Source organism: Bifidobacterium [indicum] DSM 20214 = LMG 11587 (assembly GCF_000706765.1).
Classification (GTDB): Bacteria; Actinomycetota; Actinomycetes; order Actinomycetales; family Bifidobacteriaceae; genus Bombiscardovia; species Bombiscardovia coryneformis.
The window spans coordinates 1,470,701-1,492,580 of record NZ_CP006018.1 but is presented as its reverse complement, the minus strand read 5'-3'; the positions used below and the strand labels follow the sequence as shown (position 1 = coordinate 1,492,580).

General features: G+C 61.7%; 18 protein-coding genes and 1 tRNA gene. 17 read left to right on the top strand and 2 right to left on the bottom strand.

Annotated elements, in window-relative coordinates; translation table 11 throughout:
- The first annotated feature begins 149 nt into the window (after nucleotides 1-149).
- The 3 genes from BINDI_RS06050 to BINDI_RS06040 are packed head-to-tail and all read left to right on the top strand — an operon-like array spanning nucleotide 150 to nucleotide 3,929.
- A complete protein-coding gene (locus BINDI_RS06050) occupies nucleotides 150-1,487 on the top strand; it encodes a homoserine dehydrogenase (RefSeq protein WP_033490736.1) in 1,338 nt (445 codons plus the stop codon).
- On the top strand, nucleotides 1,487-2,554 hold the full coding sequence (locus tag BINDI_RS06045; protein WP_033490735.1) for a homoserine kinase: 1,068 nt from the start codon (nucleotides 1,487-1,489) through the stop codon (nucleotides 2,552-2,554). Before BINDI_RS06050 ends, BINDI_RS06045 begins: the two co-directional genes overlap by 1 nt.
- A gap of 13 nt (nucleotides 2,555-2,567) precedes the next feature.
- Nucleotides 2,568-3,929, top strand: coding sequence for a Maf family nucleotide pyrophosphatase (locus tag BINDI_RS06040; protein ID WP_052108869.1), 1,362 nt, complete (start codon nucleotides 2,568-2,570; stop codon nucleotides 3,927-3,929).
- 36 nt (nucleotides 3,930-3,965) lie between these two features.
- Here the strand turns inward: BINDI_RS06040 and BINDI_RS06035 are convergent, their stop codons facing one another.
- Nucleotides 3,966-4,910 (bottom strand): AEC family transporter, encoded by a 945-nt coding sequence (locus BINDI_RS06035; RefSeq protein WP_033490733.1) that lies wholly within the window; start codon nucleotides 4,908-4,910, stop codon nucleotides 3,966-3,968.
- Between the two features lie 186 nt (nucleotides 4,911-5,096).
- On the opposite strand from BINDI_RS06035, the gene dapE reads away from it, so the two are divergent.
- The 12 genes from dapE (at nucleotide 5,097) to rplA (ending at nucleotide 16,985) form a co-directional block, all read left to right on the top strand.
- Nucleotides 5,097-6,347: a succinyl-diaminopimelate desuccinylase gene (gene dapE, locus BINDI_RS06030; RefSeq protein ID WP_081830827.1), complete on the top strand. Its 1,251-nt coding sequence runs from the start codon at nucleotides 5,097-5,099 to the stop codon at nucleotides 6,345-6,347.
- A 295-nt stretch (nucleotides 6,348-6,642) separates the two neighbouring features.
- Nucleotides 6,643-9,414, top strand: a complete 2,772-nt coding sequence (locus BINDI_RS06025; RefSeq protein ID WP_081830883.1) for an Rne/Rng family ribonuclease — start codon at nucleotides 6,643-6,645, stop codon at nucleotides 9,412-9,414.
- Between the two features lie 130 nt (nucleotides 9,415-9,544).
- The gene (rplU, locus tag BINDI_RS06020; protein WP_033490732.1) at nucleotides 9,545-9,853 is read left to right on the top strand and encodes a 50S ribosomal protein L21; all 309 of its coding nucleotides are present in this window, start codon (nucleotides 9,545-9,547) and stop codon (nucleotides 9,851-9,853) included.
- Nucleotides 9,854-9,887: 34 nt separating this feature from the next.
- Complete coding sequence (gene rpmA / locus BINDI_RS06015; RefSeq protein ID WP_033490730.1) at nucleotides 9,888-10,139, top strand: 50S ribosomal protein L27; 252 nt, start codon at nucleotides 9,888-9,890, stop codon at nucleotides 10,137-10,139.
- Nucleotides 10,140-10,236: 97 nt separating this feature from the next.
- Nucleotides 10,237-11,919, top strand: coding sequence for a GTPase ObgE (obgE, locus tag BINDI_RS06010; RefSeq protein ID WP_033490728.1), 1,683 nt, complete (start codon nucleotides 10,237-10,239; stop codon nucleotides 11,917-11,919).
- Between the two features lie 6 nt (nucleotides 11,920-11,925).
- Nucleotides 11,926-13,059 (top strand): glutamate 5-kinase, encoded by a 1,134-nt coding sequence (proB, locus tag BINDI_RS06005; RefSeq protein ID WP_033490726.1) that lies wholly within the window; start codon nucleotides 11,926-11,928, stop codon nucleotides 13,057-13,059.
- Between the two features lie 39 nt (nucleotides 13,060-13,098).
- Nucleotides 13,099-14,307 carry a pyridoxal phosphate-dependent aminotransferase gene (locus BINDI_RS06000; protein ID WP_033491015.1) on the top strand — a complete coding sequence of 403 codons (1,209 nt, stop codon included), beginning with the start codon at nucleotides 13,099-13,101 and terminating at the stop codon, nucleotides 14,305-14,307.
- Nucleotides 14,308-14,446: 139 nt separating this feature from the next.
- A tRNA-Trp gene (locus tag BINDI_RS05995) sits at nucleotides 14,447-14,519 on the top strand.
- 46 nt (nucleotides 14,520-14,565) lie between these two features.
- Nucleotides 14,566-14,778, top strand: coding sequence for a preprotein translocase subunit SecE (gene secE, locus BINDI_RS05990; RefSeq protein WP_033490724.1), 213 nt, complete (start codon nucleotides 14,566-14,568; stop codon nucleotides 14,776-14,778).
- 30 nt (nucleotides 14,779-14,808) lie between these two features.
- The gene (gene nusG, locus BINDI_RS05985) at nucleotides 14,809-15,651 is read left to right on the top strand and encodes a transcription termination/antitermination protein NusG (RefSeq protein ID WP_033490723.1); all 843 of its coding nucleotides are present in this window, start codon (nucleotides 14,809-14,811) and stop codon (nucleotides 15,649-15,651) included.
- Between the two features lie 151 nt (nucleotides 15,652-15,802).
- Nucleotides 15,803-16,234 carry a 50S ribosomal protein L11 gene (gene rplK, locus BINDI_RS05980; protein ID WP_033490721.1) on the top strand — a complete coding sequence of 144 codons (432 nt, stop codon included), beginning with the start codon at nucleotides 15,803-15,805 and terminating at the stop codon, nucleotides 16,232-16,234.
- 61 nt (nucleotides 16,235-16,295) lie between these two features.
- On the top strand, nucleotides 16,296-16,985 hold the full coding sequence (rplA, locus tag BINDI_RS05975) for a 50S ribosomal protein L1 (protein WP_033490719.1): 690 nt from the start codon (nucleotides 16,296-16,298) through the stop codon (nucleotides 16,983-16,985).
- A 200-nt stretch (nucleotides 16,986-17,185) separates the two neighbouring features.
- Here rplA and BINDI_RS05970 read toward each other — a convergent pair whose 3' ends face one another.
- A complete protein-coding gene (locus tag BINDI_RS05970) occupies nucleotides 17,186-19,201 on the bottom strand; it encodes a DUF6020 family protein (protein WP_052108868.1) in 2,016 nt (671 codons plus the stop codon).
- Nucleotides 19,202-20,009: 808 nt separating this feature from the next.
- On the opposite strand from BINDI_RS05970, the gene BINDI_RS07200 reads away from it, so the two are divergent.
- Nucleotides 20,010-21,197, top strand: coding sequence for an acyltransferase family protein (locus BINDI_RS07200; RefSeq protein WP_052108866.1), 1,188 nt, complete (start codon nucleotides 20,010-20,012; stop codon nucleotides 21,195-21,197).
- Nucleotides 21,198-21,318: 121 nt separating this feature from the next.
- On the top strand, nucleotides 21,319-21,684 hold the full coding sequence (locus BINDI_RS05955) for a hypothetical protein (protein ID WP_033490715.1): 366 nt from the start codon (nucleotides 21,319-21,321) through the stop codon (nucleotides 21,682-21,684).
- The last annotated feature ends 196 nt before the right edge of the window (nucleotides 21,685-21,880 follow it).

Genomic DNA, 21,880 nt, shown 5'->3' with positions numbered 1-21,880 from the left:
GTTCCGTTCATGACCGTTCCGGACCAGCAGGAGGCGGCTCAGGATGGTGGATTCCGGGGGGTGGAATCATCCCCGCAGGTGTCGGATTGATTCTTTAGGATGAGGAATCACAGCACCCGGTGCCTCGGGTGCAAGCTTAAGGAGCGCACATGTCCGCGAAGCCCGAAGTCGAGTCCGATAAACCCATCCGCATAGCCCTTCTGGGGGCCGGAACCGTAGGCTCGCAGACGGCACGCCTGCTGGTAGAAGAATGCGATGACCTGGCCAGAAGGGTCGGGCGCCCACTCGAATTGGTCGGCATTGCCGTGCTGGATCCCTCCAAGGTCACGGCGGATTGGATCGACCGTTCCCTTCTGACCACCGATTCGGAGGGCCTGGTCACCCGGGCCGATATCGTCATCGAGTTGATTGGCGGCATCGAGCCGGCCAGGACCCTCCTTCTCAAGGCCATCGAATCCGGTGCCTCCGTGGTCACGGCCAACAAGGCCCTTCTTGCCCAGCACGGGCCGGAACTCTACCGGGCCGCCCAGGACCATGGTGTGGATATCTACTTCGAGGCGGCCGTTGGTGGTGCCATTCCCATCGTCCGTCCTCTGCGTGAGTCCCTGGTGGGCGACAGGATCACCAGTCTGGTGGGAATCGTCAATGGAACCACCAACTACATTCTCGACGAAATGACCACCAAGGGCCTCCAGTTCGAGGAGGCGCTGAGCGATGCCCAGGCCAAGGGGTTCGCGGAGGCCGATCCCACGGCCGATGTGGACGGTCTGGATGCGGCGGCCAAGGCCGCCATCATGGCCACATTGGCCTTCCATCGGGATGTGAGGATGGATGACGTTCCGGTTGAGGGAATCAGGTCAATCACGGCGGACGACATCGCTGCGGCCAAGGCCGAGCGTCGGGTCATCAAACTTCTTGTCGTGGCGGAGCGGACGGACCAAGGCATCTCCGCCAGGGTCTACCCGGCCCTGATTCCGGACACCCACCCGCTGGCTTCCGTCCGGGGCAGCTTCAATGCGGTCTTCGTCACCGCGGAGGCGGCCGACGACCTGATGCTCTACGGACGTGGTGCCGGTGGTGCCCCTACGGCCTCCGCCGTGGTTGGTGATGTGGTCACCGAGGCAAGGCACATAGCCCAGCAGGGGATGGGACCAATCATTCCCATGTACGCCCGGATTCCCATGGCCCCGCTTGAGGCTTCGCGGGCGGCCTTCGCGGTTCGTTTCCTCATCCATGACAAGCCCGGCGTCCTGGCTGCCATCGCCCAGGTCTTCTCCCGGGAGGGAATATCCATCAACGGGGTCAACCAGGACATCAAACCCACCATGCACGATCCGGGCTACAGCGGGGAGATCCAGCAGCTCAGGGTCGTCACCCACCTCTGTGATGAAGTGACCCTGCGCCGAGTGGTCAAGCAGGTTTCCACCTTCGATTCGGTGACCGGTCAGGCATCCGTCCTGCGTGTCTTTGACCAGGATGCCCTCTGATGGGCGCGGACCGTCCCTGCGCGCGGACCGTCCGGATACGGGTGCCGGCGACCAGCGCCAACCTGGGTTCGGGATTCGATACCGTGGGCCTGGCGCTGGATTATCACGACGAGATCGTTTTCACCCGGTCGGACGACCCGGCCGACACGGGTGTCAAGGTCATCATCGAAGGGGAGGGAGAGGACACCCTTCCCAGGGATGAGACCCACCTGGTCGTCTCCGCATTCCGAAAGGCCTGCCAGGTTTTTGGCCTACCCAGGTTCGGCTTCCTCATGACTGCCCGCAATCGAATCCCGCAGGCCAGGGGCCTCGGATCCAGCGCCGAGGCCATCGTGGCCGGAATCAGCGCGGCTGCAGCCTTCGCCCACCCGGGAGGATTCTCCAGGGATGCGGTCTTCGATCTGGCTGCACAGATCGAGGGGCACCCCGACAATGTGGCGCCGGCGGTCTATGGGGGCTTGACCGTCTCCTACGATCTCACCACTGATGAGGGGGTGGGGTCACTGCCCATAGCGGGAGGGACACCCTTGACCCCCGGTTTCCATAGTCTGCGCTACCAGGTTGACCCTGCCATCAGGGCCACGGTCTTTGTGCCCGACTTCCGACTGTCCACCCAGAAGGCCCGACAGGCCCTGCCCGACCGGGTGCCTTACGCCGATGCCATTCACAACCTGTCCAGGGTCGCCCTGATACCGGGAGCATTGAACCCTTCAGGCATGGCCGACATGGGGAGTGGTCAATTCGATGGCCAGGGGAATCTCGCTGCCAGGGCCAACGCGCTCCTGTTCGCGGCCACGCAGGACCGGCTCCACCAGCCTTACCGGGCGGGACTGATGCCACCTGCGACCGATCTGATCGGCCTTTTCCGCCGGCACGGGTATGCCGCGGCGGTCTCGGGTGCCGGTCCCTGTGTCATCGTCCTTCACTACGGGGATGCTTCGGAGGACTTGAAAACCCTGGCCAAGGGTGAGCTCGAATCGGGGCATTGGCAGGTTCTGCAATTGGATGTGGACCGTAATGGGGTCCAGGTGGAGAGTGACGAGGAAGGTGACCTGATTGGCAGTTGAAACCCGGAAACCAATGGCGGCAGTACGAACCGGAGGCAACGGGGAACACGTCCCCTTCATTCTGGCCTCCCAGTCCCCTTCCCGCCAGGCGCTCCTGGTCAAGGCGGGAATCAGCCCGGTGATTCGCAAGTCCCACCTTGACGAGCCCAGGGCCTTGGAGGACGCTGCCCGGTCGCGGGGATTGAAGGCGACGGACCTGTCCATAGAGGACCGGGTCTCTGTTCTGGCAGCAGGCAAGGCGGATCTGATTCTGCATACCCTGCAGTCGGTTGTCGAAACCGAGCATCGGGTCCAGGGAGACCTGGTTGTGGTTCGGCCCCTTGATGGGCAGGCCGCTTGCCCTGCGCAGGTTCGACCCATGCAGCAGGCCGTCAGGTCCTGGTCGGGTATGGCACAGGCCAAGGTTGGCCCCCTGCTGTTGGGATGCGACTCGCTTTTCACCCTGGACGGGCGAATTCTTGGAAAGCCCCACAGGCCGGAGATTGCCATGGAGCGGCTCATGGCCATGCGGGGCCGCACCGGCACATTGGTCACCGGACACTGTCTGATTGATGTGGCTACAGGGCGTCGGGTTCAGGGTGTCAGCCGGGCCAAGGTCTCATTCGGGCACTATGACCAGGCCGACATGGAGGCCTATATCGCCAGTAGAGAGCCCTTGGAGGTGGCTGGTTCCTTTACCTTGGAGGGCCTTGGGGGTGCTTTCATCACCGGAATCGAGGGTGACCCCAGCGGGGTCATGGGGCTGAGCATGCCCACCCTGCGTTCCATGGTCGAGGAATTGGGATTGCACTGGGCCGACCTCTGGGATCCCGTCCTGGTCGGGGCCGAGGAGCCGGTGGAAACCTGTGCCGATCCGGCCGGTGTAGTCCCACCCGAGGGGAATGTCCACCAACCGGGAGACGGGTGGGTGAAGTGTGCCTGCGGAAAGCAGCATTGGGGGCTGAATGGGGCGGCCGGTGTTCTCCTGGCCAGGCGTGACAAGCAAACCGGTACGGTGACCGATGTCCTCCTTCAGCACCGAGCCAAGTGGAGCGCCGAGGGTGGCACCTGGGGTGTGCCGGGCGGTGCCATATCCGATGGGGAGAACCCCCTGGAGGGTGGCCTGCGTGAGAGCTATGAGGAGGCCGATATCCATCCGGAGGATATCCAGGTGGTCGGTTCCCATTGTGAGGATCACGGTCCGTGGGGGTACACAACCATCCTGGCCTTCGAACGGCCCGGACATTGGGTGAGTCCGCATATGAACGATGACGAGAGCATTGAATTGGCCTGGGTTCCGGTCGACCAGGTCGATTCGCGTCCCCTCCTGGGTGCCTTTGGCCGGGACTGGCCCAACTTCCGTCGCCGACTCGAAGGGCTGGCTGCCCGGAACTGAACCGGTCCAGGACCCTCTACGGACTCCCGGTCGGTCTTAGCCGAGAACGATGGCGATCAGGGCGATGACAACCGGCGAGGTTACCGTGCTGACCAGGATTCCGTCCCGGGCAAAGGTGGTGCCCACGTTATACCTGGCCGCGTAGTTGTAGACGTTCTGACCGGTGGGCAACGCGGCAAGAACCACGCACCCGTAGAGCTCGGCACCGCGGAAGCCCATGACGAACCAGGCCAGGAAAAAGGCGATGAGGGGCATGACCAGGTTCTTGAGGATGACCACGGTCAGAGTGGCCCGACGGTTGGTTTCCTTGCCGAATGGTCTGGAGCCGCGCAGGGACATACCGAAGGCCATCAGGATCATGGGGACGGCCGAGGCGCCGATCATGTCGATGGGCTTGAAAACGAAGTCGGGGATGACGTAGTGCCCGACACCGGCACTGATGGCCGAGACCAGGATGCCTCCCAAAGAACCGATCAGGATTGGTTGTTTCAACGGCTGCTTGGCGATGGTCTTCAGGGAGAGCCTCCCGGTGGTCGACGCGTCCAGCACGGTCAGGCTGATGGGGGTGAAGATGGCCTGCTGCATGACCAGGATGGGGGCGACCAGGGTGGGATTGCCCAGGATGTAGGTGGCAACCGGCAGGCCGATGTTGTTGGAGTTCAGGTACAGCGAATTCAGGACTCCGATTGTGGTGTTCGCCGCATCCATATGAAGGGAGACGGCATTGATGATGACGAAGACGAGTCCCACGGCCGCCGCCGAGAAGAAGGCCACAATGATGCTGGGATGGAAGATGACGCTGATCCGCTGTTTGGAGAGGATGGCGAACATCAGGCAGGGGGTGGAGACGAAGAAGGAGAACTTGTTCAGCACCATCTGAGCCGAGGGGCCTCCGATATGGAAACGAGCCGCCACGTAGCCTACGGCGATGACGACACCGATGATGAAGAAGCCTTCCATGGCGCTGAGCAGACCGGGCATCTTTATCTTTCACCAACTCCCAAAATCGTGGTCGTGCGGACGATGGCAGGCAGAGGCTGCGCCACCGGGCACACCTATTCTGCCACCTGGGCGCCCTGTTCGTTCAGGATGTTCCACGGACCAAAGGCCATCCAAGGCTTGGAAGTTCATTCCGCCCTCGGAGCCATCTGCCTATAGCATGGTCGTATGAATACGATCCCGCAGGATAAGACACCCCACCAGTTCGGTTCACAGGTGGAGGGGCTCCTGGACGGCACCGCAAACCTGCCTCGGCAAGAGGCCCTGGCCCTGATACTGGAGCGGATGGTGGCCACGGCCTCGGTCAGCGATGAGGAGGGCACTCTGGCGGACGCGGTCCAGTCCGCGCTCGCGACCTGCCCTGGTTGGCGGGTCGACAGGCTGGGAGACACGGTAGTGGCGAGGACCGACCTGGGTAGGGACCACAGGATCGTCATGGCCGGGCATCTGGACACGGTCCCCATCAATGCGAATATGCCTCCGCGGTGGCTGGAGCCCGGGGATTCTGAAATCAGACCCGACGTGGCCGAAGCCCACCCGGATTCCCGGGTGCTCTGGGGGAGGGGCACCGCAGATATGAAGGCCTCGGATGCGGTCATGCTCCACCTGGCCGCCACAATCGACAATCCGGACTACGACCTGACCCTGGTCTTCTATGACCATGAAGAGGTGGCGGCCGAGAAGAATGGCCTGGGCAGGGTGGTGTCCGCCCACCCCGACTGGGTTCGAGGAGACTTCGCCATCATCGGTGAGCCGACCAATTGCGGAATCGAAGCGGGATGCAACGGGACCATGCGCTTCGACGTGGTAACCCACGGGGTGGCCGCCCACTCAGCCAGGGCGTGGATGGGCAGCAATGCCATCCATGCCGCGGCCCCCATCCTGGCGAGGCTTGAGTCCTACCGGCCCCGGACCGTCACCGTGGATGGACTGGACTACCGGGAAGGCCTCAACGCCACAATGATCAGCGGGGGGACCGGAACCAACGTCATACCTGACTCATGCCGGGTTCACGTCAATTACAGGTTCGCGCCCGATAAGAGTCTGGCCGAGGCCAAGGCCATGATGATGGGTGCCGCTGCGGGGGCCGAACTGGGCAACGGTGAGCACCGGGCAACCGGAGGGGTCTTTGAGGGGTTCGATATCGAGATGCGCGACGAATCCCCGGCCGCCCGTCCCGGGCTTGCTTCTCCTTGGGCCCGCTCCCTGACGGACCTGATTGCCGGGGCCAATGGATCAACTCCCCGGCCCAAGCTGGGGTGGACCGATGTGGCCAGGTTCTCCGCCCTGGGTATTCCCGCCGTCAACCTGGGTGCCGGGGACCCCCTTCTTGCCCATAAGGCCGATGAGCAGGTTCCCCTCGATGATTTGGTTTCACTGGAGTCAATCCTGGTCTCCTGGCTCAAAGAACGCGATTAGTTTAGTTTTGTGTCATACTAGATAGCGGTGGTTCTGCCTGACCACTTGAAGCGTAGGCGTTGATCCCCCTGCTTGGATCCTTCCGAATCCATGCAGGCGATGGTGTCCGCCCACGCCAGGAAGACTTTTTTCGAAGGCGTACCGACCTGCGCACCCCCGGGGTGGGCGGCCACAGTGAGAGTGTGGCGTGACAGGGTGTCGGAGCCGTGAGCGCGGTTCGAGTCAGCGTGCCGCAAGGAGCATAGTGCCCAGGAACAAGAACGAGGACAGTCAGGAAGACTCCTCAGCAAACTCAATGCAGACCAGTCAGCAGGCGTCCGACCAGCCTCAAGCCGAAAAGGGAACAACTCGGCGCCGCCGCAGTGGCAGGCGCGTGGTGCGCGTGGCCGGTGCGGCCGGTGCCCATGTGCCCGTCCAGGTCGAGGCCGATGAGCATGAGGAGGCGGCCTCCGACAAGGGGCGTCGTCGCCGTGTCAAGGTCCAGGACGATGGTGGGGATACCCGTTCGGAGTCCGTTTCCCGTCGCCGGTCACACAGGAATGATCCGGAACAGGAACCGGGCCTGAGTGAATCGCAGGCTTTGGACAGGGATGTGACCGAAGAGGACGCGGAGGCACCTACCTCCCGGCGCCGTAAGGTGCAGACCAGGTCCCGCAGGTCAAACCGCGCCAAGGCCTCGGAATCGACTGAATCCGGTTCCCGCAGCCGTTCCGGCGCTGGCCGTGATGTCGAAGACGAGCGGGATGACCGCCAGGAACGTGCTCTGGAGGCCGTGGAATCCCTGACCGGTACCGATCCGGGGGATGATGATCAGGACCGCAAGTCCAGGTCGACCAGGTCCCGGTCCCGTTCGTCTCGTTCCGGTTCGTCCCAGTCGGCACCGGCCCGGCCCATGACCTCCCTCCTCTTCCAGGAGCCGGTGATTCCGGTGGTGCAGGATGACGATGACGAGCCCGTCATGGAGGATGACGAAGAACCGGCGCCCACCAGGTCATCCCGCAGATCCAGGAGCCGCCGCTCCCGCAATGCCATCGACCGTGAGTCTCTGGCAGAGGACGAGGAGCGTTCCGAATCGGGATCCCGTCGGTCGCGAAGGCTTAACGCCGAGGAGCGTCGTGCCGCCGATGAGGTGGAGCAGATCGAGGAGGACCTCGACCATGAGGGCATCACCTTCATCAACGATGAGGACGAGAGTGAGGAGGAGGTCACCTCCCGCTCTTCCAGGCGACGTCGTCGCAGCAAGGGTGAGCGCACCCATGAGGACGAAACCGAGAAGTCCGGTTCTCGTCGCAATCGCCGCTCGCGCGACCATGAGAGTGAAGAGGAGGAAGAAGGGGGGCTGACCCGTCGACGCAGGCGGAGGCGCGGCTCCAAGTCTTCCGATTCCGAAAGCGAGGAGACCGGCGGTACGCGGCGCTCCCGCAAGCAGCAGTACATCGACGAAATCACGGATATCGAGGGGTCCACCCGCCTGGAGGCCAAGAAGCAGCGCCGCCGCGACAACCGTCGTGAGCGTTCGCGCCAGTCCCAGCTGGTGGAGCAGGACTTCCTGGCCCGCCGTGAGAGCGTAAACCGGCTCATGGTGGTGCGTGAAAAGGAACAGCACACACAGATCTCGGTCATCGAGGACGACATCCTGGTGGAGCACTATGTCTCCGACATACAGGAGGTCTCCACGGTCGGCAACGTCTACCTGGGGCGGGTTCAGAACGTCCTGCCCAGCATGGAGGCGGCCTTTGTCGATATCGGACAGGCCCGCAACGGCGTTCTCTACGCGGGTGAGGTCAACTGGGACACCACCCGTCTGGAGGGGCAGCCTCGACGTATCGAGCTGGCCTTCAAGTCCGGTGATCCGGTCCTGGTCCAGGTCACCAAGGATCCGATCGGGCATAAGGGTGCCCGTCTGACCTCCCAGGTGACCCTGGCCGGACGTTTCCTGGTCCTGGTGCCCTCCGGGGGCATGACCGGCGTCAGCCGTAAGCTGGCCGACCATGAGCGCTCCCGTCTGAAGGGAATCATCTCACGTATCGCCCCCAAGGACATGGGGGTCATCATCCGCACCGCGGCCGATGGTGCCAGCGAGGAGGCCCTGACCAAGGACCTGGAGAACCTCCAACGCCAGTGGGAGGAGATCGAGTCCAAGCGCAAGGAGTTCCTGCACGGCAAGCGGCCCAAGCTCCTTCAGGGCGAACCCGATGTTGCCATCCGTGTGGTGCGGGATATCTTCAACGATGATTTCGCCAGTCTTGTCGTCCAGGGCGATCGGGTCTATGACCGGGTCGAGAACTACCTGGACACCATGGCCCCCGATCTCAGGGACAAACTGGTGGGGTGGGACCCGTCCGAGCATGAAGGCAAGGACGTGTTCGACAAGTGGGGCATCGACAGCCAGCTGCGCAAGGGAATGGAGCGTCAGGTCTACCTGCCCTCCGGCGGTTCCCTGGTCATCGACCGTACCGAGGCCATGACCACCATCGATGTCAACACAGGACGATTCATCGGCAGGGGCAAGTCCTTGGAAGAGACCGTGACCAGGTGCAACCTGGAGGCCTCCGAGGAGATTGCCCGCCAGCTGCGTCTGCGCGACATCGGCGGCATGATCATGATCGACTACGTGGATATGGTCATGCCGGCCAACCGCGACCTGGTGCTTCGCCGTCTGGTGGAGTGCCTGGCCCGGGATCGCACCAAGCACCAGGTGGCCGAGGTCACCTCTCTGGGTCTGGTCCAGATGACCCGCAAGCGGGTGGGCCAGGGCCTGGTCGAAGCCTTCTCCGAGGAGTGCCCCACCTGCCATGGGCGCGGGTTCATCCTCCATGATGAACCGACCATCTCCGCCTCCTACGACGACCCCTATGCCGTCAAGGGCGGGGATCCCTTCGTCAAGACCAATAAGCACAGCCACAATGCGCCGGCCAAGGAGAGCACGACCACCGGTTCCACCCCCGCTGTCAAGGCCAAGCTGGCCAGGATCGCGGCAGCCGCCCAGGCCGCTGCAGACGAGGACGTGCAGGACGATGACGAGATGGAGGCCACGAATCCGCTGGATGTCGACAAGGAGTCGTAAGCTGAAACCCGTTTTGCGATCGGGTGAACGCATTTGACGATGCAGAGTGTTTGATTATATAGTAGTTAGCTGGTGTTCGGACTGAGGTTGCGGGCACGCTCAGCTTTAGACAAACAGGCAAGGTAGGGTTATGTACGCGATTGTGAAGGCCGGAGGCCATCAGGAGAAGGTCCAGGTCGGTGACCTGATCGAGGTCAACCGTCTGGGCGCCAAGAAGGGCGAGTCGGTCGAGTTCCCGGTCGCGCTGGTCGTCGATGGAGCCAAGGTGACCATGGCCGCCAAGGATCTGGCCAAGATCTCCGTCAAGGGCGAGATTGTGGACGATGAGGCCAAGGGCCCCAAGATCAACATTCAGAAGTTCAAGAACAAGACCGGTGTTGCACGCCGCAAGGGTCACCGTCAGAAGCTGTCCGTGGTCAAGATCACGGCCATTGCCTGATTAGGGTCGAAGAGCTTAGGAAAGGAATCCAGACATGGCACATAAGAAGGGCGCGTCCAGCTCTCGGAACGGGCGCGATTCGAATCCTCAGTACCTGGGTGTCAAGAAGTTCGGCGGCGAGGCCGTCGTGGCGGGCAACATCATCGTCCGTCAGCGTGGCACCAAGTTCCACCCCGGTCAGAATGTGGGTCTGGGCAAGGACCACACCCTCTTCGCACTGGTGGATGGCGAGGTCAGGTTTGCCGAGCGTCGTGACCGCAAGGTCGTTGACGTCGTCACGGCCTGAGCTGGCTTCAAGACTTCAGCCGCGCCCGGTAAGGACGCGGCTTTTTTCATTATTCGGACGGCGACCGCTTGGTCGGAGAGCATAGAGGTTGGTTGGAATGAGTGCATTCGTGGATCGTGTCACCGTCCATGTCAAGGGTGGCGACGGCGGGAATGGGGCGTCCTCCATACGTCGTGAGAAGTACAAGCCACTGGCGGGACCTGACGGTGGCGACGGCGGGCATGGTGGATCGGTCATTCTGGAGGCCGATACCAATGCCACCAGCCTTTTGGACTACCGCTTCCTTCCCCACCGCAAGGCCGACTCGGGCACCATGGGTCTCGGCGGCGACAAGGACGGCAGCCGTGGCCAGGACCTGATTCTGCCGGTTCCGGTGGGCACGGTGGTGTTCACCGCCGAAGGACGCGAGGGTGAAACCAAACTTCCCGGCAAACGACTGGCCGACCTGAATCATCCGGGAGACCGGTTCGTTGCCGCCCAGGGCGGCATCGGCGGCCTGGGTAATCGGTCACTCGCCAATAAGGCCCGGCGCGCACCCGGATTCGCCCTCCTGGGTGAACCTGGTCAGGACAGGGACCTGGTCCTGGAACTCAAGTCGATAGCGGATGTGGCCCTGGTGGGCTTCCCCAGTGCCGGCAAGTCCAGCCTGGTGGCAGCCATGAGCTCGGCAAAGCCCAAAATCGCCGATTACCCCTTCACCACCCTGGTTCCCAATCTGGGTGTGGTCCAGGCCGGGGATGAGCGTTTCACCATGGCCGATGTTCCCGGGCTGATACCCGGTGCCTCGCAGGGCAAGGGTCTGGGCCTGGAGTTCCTTCGCCACATTGAGCGAACCGAGATCATCGCCCATGTGATTGACTGCGCCACCCTGGAGTCGGACAGGGACCCGATCAGCGACTACCGCGCTCTGGAGGACGAGCTTGCCAAGTACGCTGATCAGCTGGAGCTGCCCTTGGGGGTTATCCCTATCGAGAAGCGCCCCCGGGTGGTCATTCTCAACAAGGCCGACCTGCCCGAGGCCCGGGAGTTGGCGGAGTTTGTCCGCCCTGAATTCGAGCGCATGGGGTTGAAGGTCTTCGTGGTCTCCACCGCCTCCCACCAAGGGCTCAACGAACTGGGCTACTACCTGGCCGCCCTGGTGGCCCACCTGCGTGGCAAGCTCAAGGCCCAGGCCGCTGAGGAGGAGGCCAGGGTGGTCATTCGCCCCCTGGAAACCCATAAGGGCCGCAGGGGTGACGCCAACGGTGCATTCACCGTGGAGCGGAAGCAGAACCGCAACGGGGAGCACTGGTTCCAGGTTCGTGGTGAGAAGCCGGAACGCTGGGTCCGTCAGACCAACTTCGACAACGAGGAGGCTGTGGGCTTCCTGGCCGACCGCCTGGCCGGTCTGGGAGTCGAGGACGCACTGCGGCGTGAAGGCGCCCGGCCCGGTGATGAGGTCAGGATTGGACCCGGGGATGACGCCATGGCCTTCGATTGGGACCCGACCATCGCAGCCGGTGCCGAGATGTTGGACGGTACTCCCCAGATCGCCCGAGGCAAGGATATTCGCCTGGAGGAGACCGAGGGGCGCACCCGACGCCGGACCAACAGCCAGCGACGCGAAGAGTACCACCGGATGATGGATGCCCGCCAGGCCGTGCGTGAAGTGATGGATCAGGAGCGCAAGGCCGGTCACTGGGCTGACCCCTCCGTGGCCGACGATCCCCACGATCTGGAAGGGCTCCTGGGTCGGCCTGGAGCCGACGATCGGGCGGACCAGGCCGAGGAAGAGGACTGAGCAGCCATGGCCGCGCCCAGTCAGGATGAAATCCGGGCCAGGGTGGCCCAGGCCTGCACGATAGTGGTCAAGGTGGGTTCCAGCTCCTTGACCACCCCCGATGGGCACCTGGACCCCACCCGCCTGGATGCGCTGGTCGGGGCCCTGGCATCGGCCGCCAATGATGGGGCCAGGCTGGTCCTGGTGACCTCTGGAGCCATCGCAGCCGGGTTCGGGCCCCTGGGTTTCCGCTCGCGGCCCGATGATGTGGCCACCCAGCAGGCCACAGCCTCGGTGGGCCAGGGACTCCTCATGGCCCGGTACGAGGCCGCCTTTGCCAGACGGGGACTGAAGGTCGGTCAGATTCTGATTACGGCCCGCGATACCACCCTGGCCGTTCAATACCGCAACGCCCGGCGGACCCTCTGCCGCCTGCTTGATTTGGGGGTCATCCCCGTAATCAACGAAAACGATGCTCTTGCCAGCAACGAGATCCGATTCGGTGACAATGACCGCCTTTCGGCGTTGATCGCCAACATCGTCAGTGCCGACGCCCTGGTTCTGCTGACCGATGTGGATGCGCTGTATACCGCTCCTCCGAGTCATCCGGAGGCCAGACGGATCGAATTCGTCCCCGATGTGGACGAGGCCATGAATCAGGTTGATGCGGCTGGGTCCTCCTCGGGCCTGGGCACAGGAGGGATGACCACCAAACTGGATGCCGCCAGAATGGCCGCTTCCTCGGGAATCCCCGTGGTCCTGGCCAGGGCCGACCAGGCCGGGCCGGCCCTGGCCGGGGATCGTGTAGGCACCCTCTTCGCTCCGATACATCGACGGGGGTCTTCGAACAGACTCTGGATTAAGTACGCATCCCTCCCTCAGGGGGGGTATGTGGTGGATGCGGGCGCGGCCGAGGCAATTCGTGGTGGTCGTGCCAGTCTCCTGGCAGCGGGAACGGTCAGTATCAGAGGCGGTTTTTCGGCCGGCGACCCGGTCTGGATATGGGACCGGTCCGGTACCCGGCTGGCAAAGGGGCTCTCAGGATACGACTCCGAGGAGGCGGAGGAGATGCTGGGCATGACCACAGCGGACCTTCGAAGAAGGCAGGGGGCGCATTTCGCCCACCCCTTGGTCCACCGGGATTCCCTGGTCCTTATCTGAGGAAACCGCGGCTCCGGCGGTACCATGGGAACCATGAGCATGGCTGAATGGCAGACCCTAAGCAACCGTATCGATTCCGTGGCGCCCAGTGCCACCCTGGCCGTGGACTCCAAGGCCAAGGCCATGAAGGCCCAGGGAATCGATGTAATCAGCTTCGGGGCGGGCGAGCCCGACTTCCCCACTCCGGACTTCATTGCCCGTGCCGCCTCGCAGGCCTGCCTGGACCCGCGCAATCACCGGTACACACCCACGGCAGGCCTGCCTGAACTTCGTCAGGCCATAGCCGACAAGACTGAACGCGACTCGGGTTATGCCGTGACGCCCGACCAGGTGGTGGTCACCAACGGCGGCAAGCAGGCCGTCTACGAGACCTTCCAGATACTGCTCAATCCGGGAGACCAGGTCATCATCCCCGCCCCCTATTGGACCAGCTACCCCGAAATGGTCACCCTGGCCGGTGGGGAGCCGGTACCGGTCCTGAGCGGAGCCGATCAGGGCTACCTTCCCTCCCTGGATGCACTGGAGGCGGCGAGGACCGAGCGAACCAAGGCCATCATCGTCAATACCCCTTCCAACCCCACGGGGGTCGTTTGGGATGATGATCTGGTCAGGGCCATAGGCCAGTGGGCCCTGGAACATCACATATGGGTCGTCAGTGATGAAATCTACGAGCACCTGACCTACGATGGCGCTCACACTCCTTATCCGGGTGCCTTGGTGCCGGAGCTGCGTGACCAGTTGATTGTCCTGAACGGGGTGGCAAAGACCTACGCCATGACCGGATGGCGTGTCGGGTGGATGGTGGCCCCGACCGCGGTATCCAAGGCGGCAGGCAAGCTCCAGGGGCACATGACCTCCAACGTGGCCAATGTCTCCCAGCGAGCCGCCCTGGCAGCCATTCAGGGTCCCATGGACGCGGTGGAGACCATGGGCAGGGCCTTTGCCCACCGCCGGAAGTCCATCATGGTCGCCCTGAATCAGGTGCCGGGGGTCGAGTGCCCTGAGCCCAAGGGCGCCTTCTATGCCTTCCCTGATGTAACAGGTCTCCTGAACCGCCCGCTTGGGCCTCATGGGACCATCAGCCGGACCTCGTCCGACCTGGCCGCCGCAATCCTGGAGGAGACCCATGTGGCCGCAGTGCCTGGAGAGGCTTTCGGGGCCCCGGGCCATCTGCGTTTCTCCTATGCCCTGTCCGACCAGGATCTGGCCGAGGGGATGCGACGGTTCCAGGCGTGGATCGGAGCTTGATTCGGGGTCTTGCCGGTACGATGACGGCACGCGGTTGGACTCAGGCCACCCTTTGGGCTAAACTAGCGATTTGGCGGTTTTTCTCCCAATAGAGGAGGCGGTTTCGTCTCCTTCGAGTACTGTTGAGAGAAGTTCCGATAGGGAAGTGGCGCAATTGGTAGCGCAACGGTCTCCAAAACCGTAGGTTGTGGGTTCGAGTCCCGCCTTCCCTGCTAAGTGTTGCAGCCGGCAGTGCACGACAGTGAAGGACAGTAGACCATGGCAAAGAAAGAAGACAAGCCAAACTTCTTCATGCGTATCGGTCTGTTCATCAAACAGGTCATCGATGAGATTCGCAAGGTGGTCGCGCCTACCGGGAAAGAGCTCCTGGGCTGGTCCGTGGCGGTCTTCATCTTCGTCCTCCTGCTCATGCTCTTCGTGACTGCTCTGGACTTCGGACTGGGTAAACTGGTCTTCCTCATATTCGGCTGAAGCGAAACAAGGTAGAAGGTGGAGTAATCCATGAGTGATGATCTGACGACTGAGGGTCTGGGCGACGATTTGGCCCAGGAACCGCAGGATACGGTCCCGGCCGTTGCCGAGGGGGAGAGTGCTGCCCCGATTCAGGATCAGCCTGTCGACCAGTCGGCTCAGGATGATGCCGCCCCCGCCACCGACCAGGCCCAGGGTGGCCAGGCCGATGAATCGGCGCCGGAGTCCGCGGACGCGGATACCGCCGATCAGGAGGATGCCGGGCAGAAGGCCGTTGATGAGTTCTCCAAGAAGCTGCGCACGCTCGAAGGCAAGTGGTACGTTCTCCACACCTATTCCGGGTATGAGAAGCGGGTAAAGGCCAACGTCGAGTCCCGTATCGTGTCCTTCGGTCTTGAAGACCAGATCTTCCAGGTTGAGATTCCCATGGAAGAGGTCGAGAAGCACACCGACAAGGGCAAGAAGGTCGTCACCCGCGTCAGGGTTCCCGGGTACGTGCTCATCCGTATGTGGCCTGACGAGAACGCCCGCCGCATCATTCGTGATACCGAAGGTGTCACCGGATTCGTCGGCCCCAGCAAGGAGCCTGCGCCTCTGTCCCGCAAGGAAGTCGTGCGTATGATGGCCCCGATGATTGCCTCCGAGGCCCTGAAGGCTGCAGGCGACAAGCCCGAGGCCGCCAAGAAGCGTACCGTGGAGGTCTCCTACGCCGTGGGCGACCAGGTCACCGTCACCGACGGACCCTTCGCCACCATGGCCGCAGTGGTCTCCGATGTGGAGCCGACCACACAGAAGCTGACCGTGCTGGTCTCGATCTTCGGTCGTGACACCCCGGTTGAGTTGGGCTTCGATCAGGTCGAGAAGATCTCCTGACCGCAATGTCGGCCCTGACCGGTTGCGGTCGTCGGTACGTGTCATAATCAACAAGCTTGTGTGCCCCGTAGGGGGTGCATGTGGAAAGAACAAGTTGCGGGAGGAGGCTCAGGCCTCCGACATCACCGCTCCATAGAAAGAAGAACCAGCAATGGCTGCAAAGAAGAAAGTCACCGCGCTGATCAAGGTGCAGATTGAGGCCGGCAAGGCCAATCCTGCTCCGCCGCTGGGTCCTGCACTGGGTTCCCATGGCGTTAATATCATGGACTTCTGCAAGCAGTACAACGATGCCACCAAGGACAAGATGGGTCAGGTCATCCCCTGCATCATCAGCGTCTATGAGGATCGTTCCTTCACCTTCATCACCAAGACCCCGCCGGCTGCGGACCTGCTCCGCAAGGCCGCTGGCGTGGCCAAGGGTGCCGGCAACCCGCTGACCACCAAGGTGGGATCCGTCACCAAGGCCCAGGTCCGCGAGATTGCCGAGACCAAGATGGAGGATCTCTCGGCTCGCGATATCGAGGCCGGTATGAAGATCATCGAAGGCACCGCCCGTTCCATGGGCATCACCGTCACCGACTGAAATTGTTGTGAGCGGTAGGGCATACGCTTGCCCGCACCGCGACTGCTGATAGGAGAAGCAGATGACCAAGCGTTCCAAGAAGTATCGCGAAGCGGCCGAGAAGGTCGATCGTACCAACCTGTACAGCCCCGAAGAGGGTCTGGCCCTGCTCAAGGGCATGCCCAAGCGTGGGTTTGACGAGACCGTCGAGGCCGTCTACCGGCTGAACGTCGATCCCCGTAAGGCCGATCAGCTGGTCCGTGGCACCGTGAGCCTGCCCAACGGCACCGGCAAGACCGTTCGTGTTCTGGTCTTCGCCCGTGGCCCCCAGGCAACTGCTGCCACCGAGGCCGGTGCCGACGTGGTCGGCGATGACGAGTTGGTGACCAAGGTCGCCGGCGGCTTCCTCGACTTTGATGCCGTGGTGGCCACCCCCGACATGATGGGCAAGGTCGGCCGCCTGGGCCGCGTCCTCGGTCCCCGTGGCCTTATGCCCAACCCCAAGACCGGCACCGTCACCATGGATGTGGCCAAGGCCGTCTCCGAGATCAAGGCCGGACGTATCGAGTTCCGCGTCGACAAGAACGGCAACCTGAGCTTCCCCGTGGGCAAGGTCTCCTTCGACGAGAAGGCCCTGGCCGAGAACTTCCACGCCGTTGATGAGGAAGTCAAGCGCATGAAGCCGGCCACCGTCAAGGGCCGCTACATCACCAAGGCCACCCTGACCACGACCATGGGCCCCGGTGTTCCCCTGGACATCGCCCTGCTCTGAGTCGGGTGCTCGGGGCGTGTTCCCGGCATAGATATCGTAAGGACGGAAGGCTGTACGGCCTTCCGTCCTTTTTGTTGCCCGCCGTGTGTTTTCCGGCTCCGACCTCATCTGCTTCCGGTTGCCGACCGTGCTCGGGTGCTGACACCTGCTGTTTTGCCGAGGACTTCAGAAGGTTCACCACGGTCCTGGTGCCAAGGCGGTTAGTTCCTCCGAGTTCCTTCCCGGTCCGGAGAGCAATCGTCCTGATTGGCTCCGGTAAGGACGTGTCGGCGTTCGCAGGACATGGCCAGTATCAGGAATGGTACGACCATGGCCACAGGAAGCATGTGGCGTTCGAAATTGTTGGCCGGTGCCGTGACCATGACCCCCATGATTAGCAGGAGGGGAAGGAACTCGAGGAGGTGGCGCCATCGCCCGGCGCTCAGCCAGGCGGCAATCAGAATCAGAGCCAGAGTCACCCAGAAATTCCCCTGGGCTATCCAGCCCAGTACGGGTATGCTGGCCCAGGTTCTGGCTGCACCAGTGACACCGTTCCTCCAATCGCGGCACCAGTACTGAATCCAGGTGCTGGACTCCTGGACGTAGGAGTTGTTCAGGTAATACGACATGGCCACATAGGCCGAATCGTTGACGTCGAAGTAGCCGTAGCACTCGGCCATGAGGGCATCCAGGTAGGGAACGGCGTGCCCCTTGGCCAGGTTGAGCCAGGCCTTGTTGAACTTCTTCATCTGGTCGTCCGTGACCGTGCGCCACTTGTAGACAATCAGTTTGGGCTGGTTCCCGGATGACTTGACCCGGTCGGCCTCCCAGGGTGTGTAGTTGGAAGCGGCCGAATCCAGGTCAAGGATGGGGTCCAGGTCCTGTCTGGTCTGACTGTCGATGCCAGACGGGTCCACTCTGGCTACTCTGGCCACCTGCTGGAGCTGGATGCTCTTACTCTCTATCGGGTCGCCCTTGATGACGTGCCCGGCCCCTTCCAGGCCACTGACCAGGGCCGTGAAGGCCATGGCGGGCAGGAGGAGGCAGATCAGATAGGTCTTCCAGTACCGGCGGAGCATAATCAAGGCCAGCGCAATCTGGGCGATGACAATGTAGATGCCGTACTTGGCGCTGATCAGCATAATCAGGGTACTGACAGCCAGACCGACAAGTGTTCTGGGGCTGGCGAAGGGGTGGTTGCCGGCCCCGTCCTGTCTGATGGTCTGGTACCAGATGCCGAACCACCAGACGAAGGAGAATGCGAAGAGGGGGGACTTCGTCAGGCTGATTGAGCTGAAGACGTTGAAGGGGCAAACAAGGAAGAAGAGGATGACCAGGGTCCGGGCCAGGGGTCCCGCCCGGTAGGCACCGGGTTCCGTCACTGCCGAGGTCATATGGCAGCTGCTGTCGTCCGGGTGCCCTCCTGTGAAGAACCGGTCGGCTGTGACGGAACAGCAGAAGGCCCCGAAAACGAGTTGCAGGCCTGCCAGGAGAACGATTCCCGCATCATATGAACCAGTGAGTCGCTGGGAGGCCAGGGCCGTCATCCCGTAAAAGAAGGTCAGGACCAGGTTGTGCTGGTCGGTCAGGAAGGTCGGCTCGGACGGCCAAAGGTAGTGGCCGATGGGGTAGACGTCCATCTGGGTGAAGGCGTTGCCACCATATTGGGGCACGTCACCGCGCAACTGCAGAATCCAGTTGGAGCATTCGGCAATCTGGGCATAGAGGTCGGCTCCGTAGGCTGCCAGCAGGGTCACCAGGGCCCAGGACCATCCGATGACCAGGAGGCACATGATGGGTTTCCATCCCCGGGTCTGCCGCATGATAAAAGACCGGTAGGCCCTGCCTGCGGACCGAAGTCGCTTCCGTCCCGAGAGGGAGTCTCGGACTGTTCTGATGGCCTTTCCAACGGCTCCATCCGATCTCCTCAACATGGACAGGGGAGACTCACCGCCGTAGAGAAGGTGTCTGACCAAGGCGACGAGGCCCAGGCAAACGGCCAAAGCGCACAGGAGAATCAGGGCATTCTGCCAGCCGAACTCGGCCATGGATCCGCTGCGGCGGTAGATAGGACCCACCGAGGTGCACCAGGCTATCCAGAGACAGATGAGAAAGGCCAGCACCCGGCCCAGAATGGTGCCGGGAGAATTCCGATGGTCACGCAGAGAGTTGGCGCTGGTGCCTGTGTCTGCTGCCAAGTGGTCCCCCTTGTGGATGGAGCGTGTGGTTTGAACCATGCAATTCTACCTTTGGACCACAATCCTGAGATGGTGGTGTCTCCCGTCGGTACGATTTGCTCAAAAGGACACATGATTTGTGAAAAAAGTATCAAATTGAATGACCGGTTTTGTTGATTCCCGGTTTCCGGTGACCGTGCATGACTTATAGTTAGGGATGCGCCTCATCAGAATACCGAGTGGCAACCATCGGCATCGCTGCGCAGTGGTGTTGTGTCTTTTATCGCGGTGCTCGATACCGTTGATTCGACCAATACCCCTCTGGCCCATGCTCTGGGAACCTGTCTGTATTCAGACGCGCGCCAACGGGTGGAGAAGCCGTTTGGGGACGACACGTCCACAACAGACGCGGGGACGGCGAAGGGGTTTGTAGTTCCTGGCACACGAGGGAAAGCCGAAGATATGCCTCGAAACGATGCCCGCGAGGGCATTGCTACGGCTGAGAGATATGAGGGAAGAGCCGCAAGTAGAGGTACTCGGCGATGGCCCGGCACCGGGCCTTGTAATCCGCCACGTAGTGTGGTTGTTGATGTACAGGTTCGGTGCCGCGGTCGTCTCGACCGTGACAGGGGCAATCGGGCTGGTTATCCTTTTCCCCGTAATCCGTGACTCTCCCTGTCCCTCCAATACTTCTAACCTGGATGCCAGACCATGCGTCTATGTCCATTTCGACAAGGTCTGAACGGTTCAGGAGGTAGGGAAGAAAAACTTGTAGGAGCAGGTACCTCATCTGGTTAAAGGAGAGATACTCCCAATTGCATACCCAGGGAGGTTGATACAATATCCGACGGTGAGAAGGGAAGTGCATATGGTGACAGAATCCGAGGAATCATCCTCTGGCCGGGTTCGAGGTTCATCGGGCGAAGTCCGGAACTCCAGCTTCGAGCTGTTGCGCCTCCTTGCCATGTACATGATAATCCTGCACCATTATGTGGTTCACAACCCCTTTCCCGTATATGACGAGCCCGCTTCGGTCAGCCAGTTCATATATACCTGCTTCTTGCCCTTGGGCAAGGTCGGTGTGGACATCTTCTTCGGCATATCAGCCTGGTTTCTCTGTCAAAACCGTGATTTGAGCCCCAGGAAATCCCTAAAGCGCATTTGGGTGCTGGAGCGGCAGATGCTCTTCTACAGTCTTCTGCTGATGCTTGGGCTCGTCCTGTTCGACCGCAAGGACATCTCCCGGTCGCAGATTGTCTACTCCGTCTTCCCCCTGATTTCGAATCTGTGGTGGTATCCGACCAATTACGCTCTCTTCCTCCTCTTCTATCCGTTTGTGACTGTGGGGCTGCGCAAGATGGGGCAACGTATGCACGGCTACCTGGCGGTGATTCTGCTGGTGGTCTGGGGTCTTATCTATGGACTGACACCCAATGATTACGTTGGTTTCCTGGCTTCTACATTTGTGAGTTTCATCTACCAATACCTGCTTATCTCGTACTATCGGTGGTATTTGAAAAAGGCATCGAAAACACTGGGCTGGTCAATGGTCGGCCTTGGGTCCGCGGCGGTCCTTGGCCTGATTTTGTTTGGTGATTGGATGCGGACGTTCACCCATGGCGGGTTTCCTCCGATGATTTTCGATTACATCAATCGGGAGAGCAAGCTGCCCCTCCTGCTTATCGCTTTTGGGGCGCTTCTGGTTGCGGATCGCATCCACATCAGGAGTCGGTTGATTAACTATCTCGCCAAGGGCACCTTCGGGGTTTACCTCATGCATGACTACCCGCCGGTCAGGGCTCTGCTCTGGGGGCGCTTCGATATTCGGAAGGTATGGGGGCAAGACGCTGCCGTGGTTTACTCCCTGGCTTTGGTTCTTTTGATTTTCATGGTCTGCCTGGCCATCGATCTTATCCGCGACCGCCTATTCGCCCTCACCATCGATCGTCATAAGGGACGCTGGTTCGAGCTCCTTGCCGATCGGATCCAGTCAAGTCATGCCGCACGTAGGTGCAAACAGTATCTGTTGAGCATCCACCGGGGCGCTTTGGAATGAGTGAAACCTGATTCTGCCCCCGCTCGGGTGTGGTAGCACCATCGCCGCCTTTCCTGGTCATATCATGGTGCCTAGATGGGCCGCTCAGACGTTCGGCGGCTCTAGGAGAGAGGGGTAGAACATGAGTGAACAAGATGAAAAAGACCAGGTCAGGAACCCGGAAACGGTGCAGAAGGAGACCGTGGTCGTCAAGGAGGAAACCGAGAAGCACCCCGTCAGTTCCATGGCCATCATCAGTCTGGTGCTGGGCGTGATCAGTCTCCTGGCATCGGTCTTCAAGGAGCTTGACCTGGTGGCCCTGTGTCTTGGTGCCCTGGGTGTGCTCTGTTCCCTGATAGGTTTCTTCACGGCCCGGAGTACAGGGCGGCACCGGGGTAAGTCCCTGGTTATCGTTGGCCTGGTCCTGAGCCTTCTGGCCATTGTCGTCGCCTTCTTCATGCATGGCGGCATCAACCAGCCCTTCGTGGTTCCCAGCATCAAGTTCTGAAGGACCTGATTCGGGGTGTTTCGGTTCTGGGTCGGCGGTCGTCATCTGCATCGCCGAGTGCTCGGTCACCGAACACCCCGACGAAACCGTATACCTGGATACTGGGCGCGTTCACCAAAAAGCCGGCGCATAGGCTTCACTGATGCGGATACGCAGTCTAGGCCCTGCTACGGGCAGTGAGCCGCGCCCACTTCCA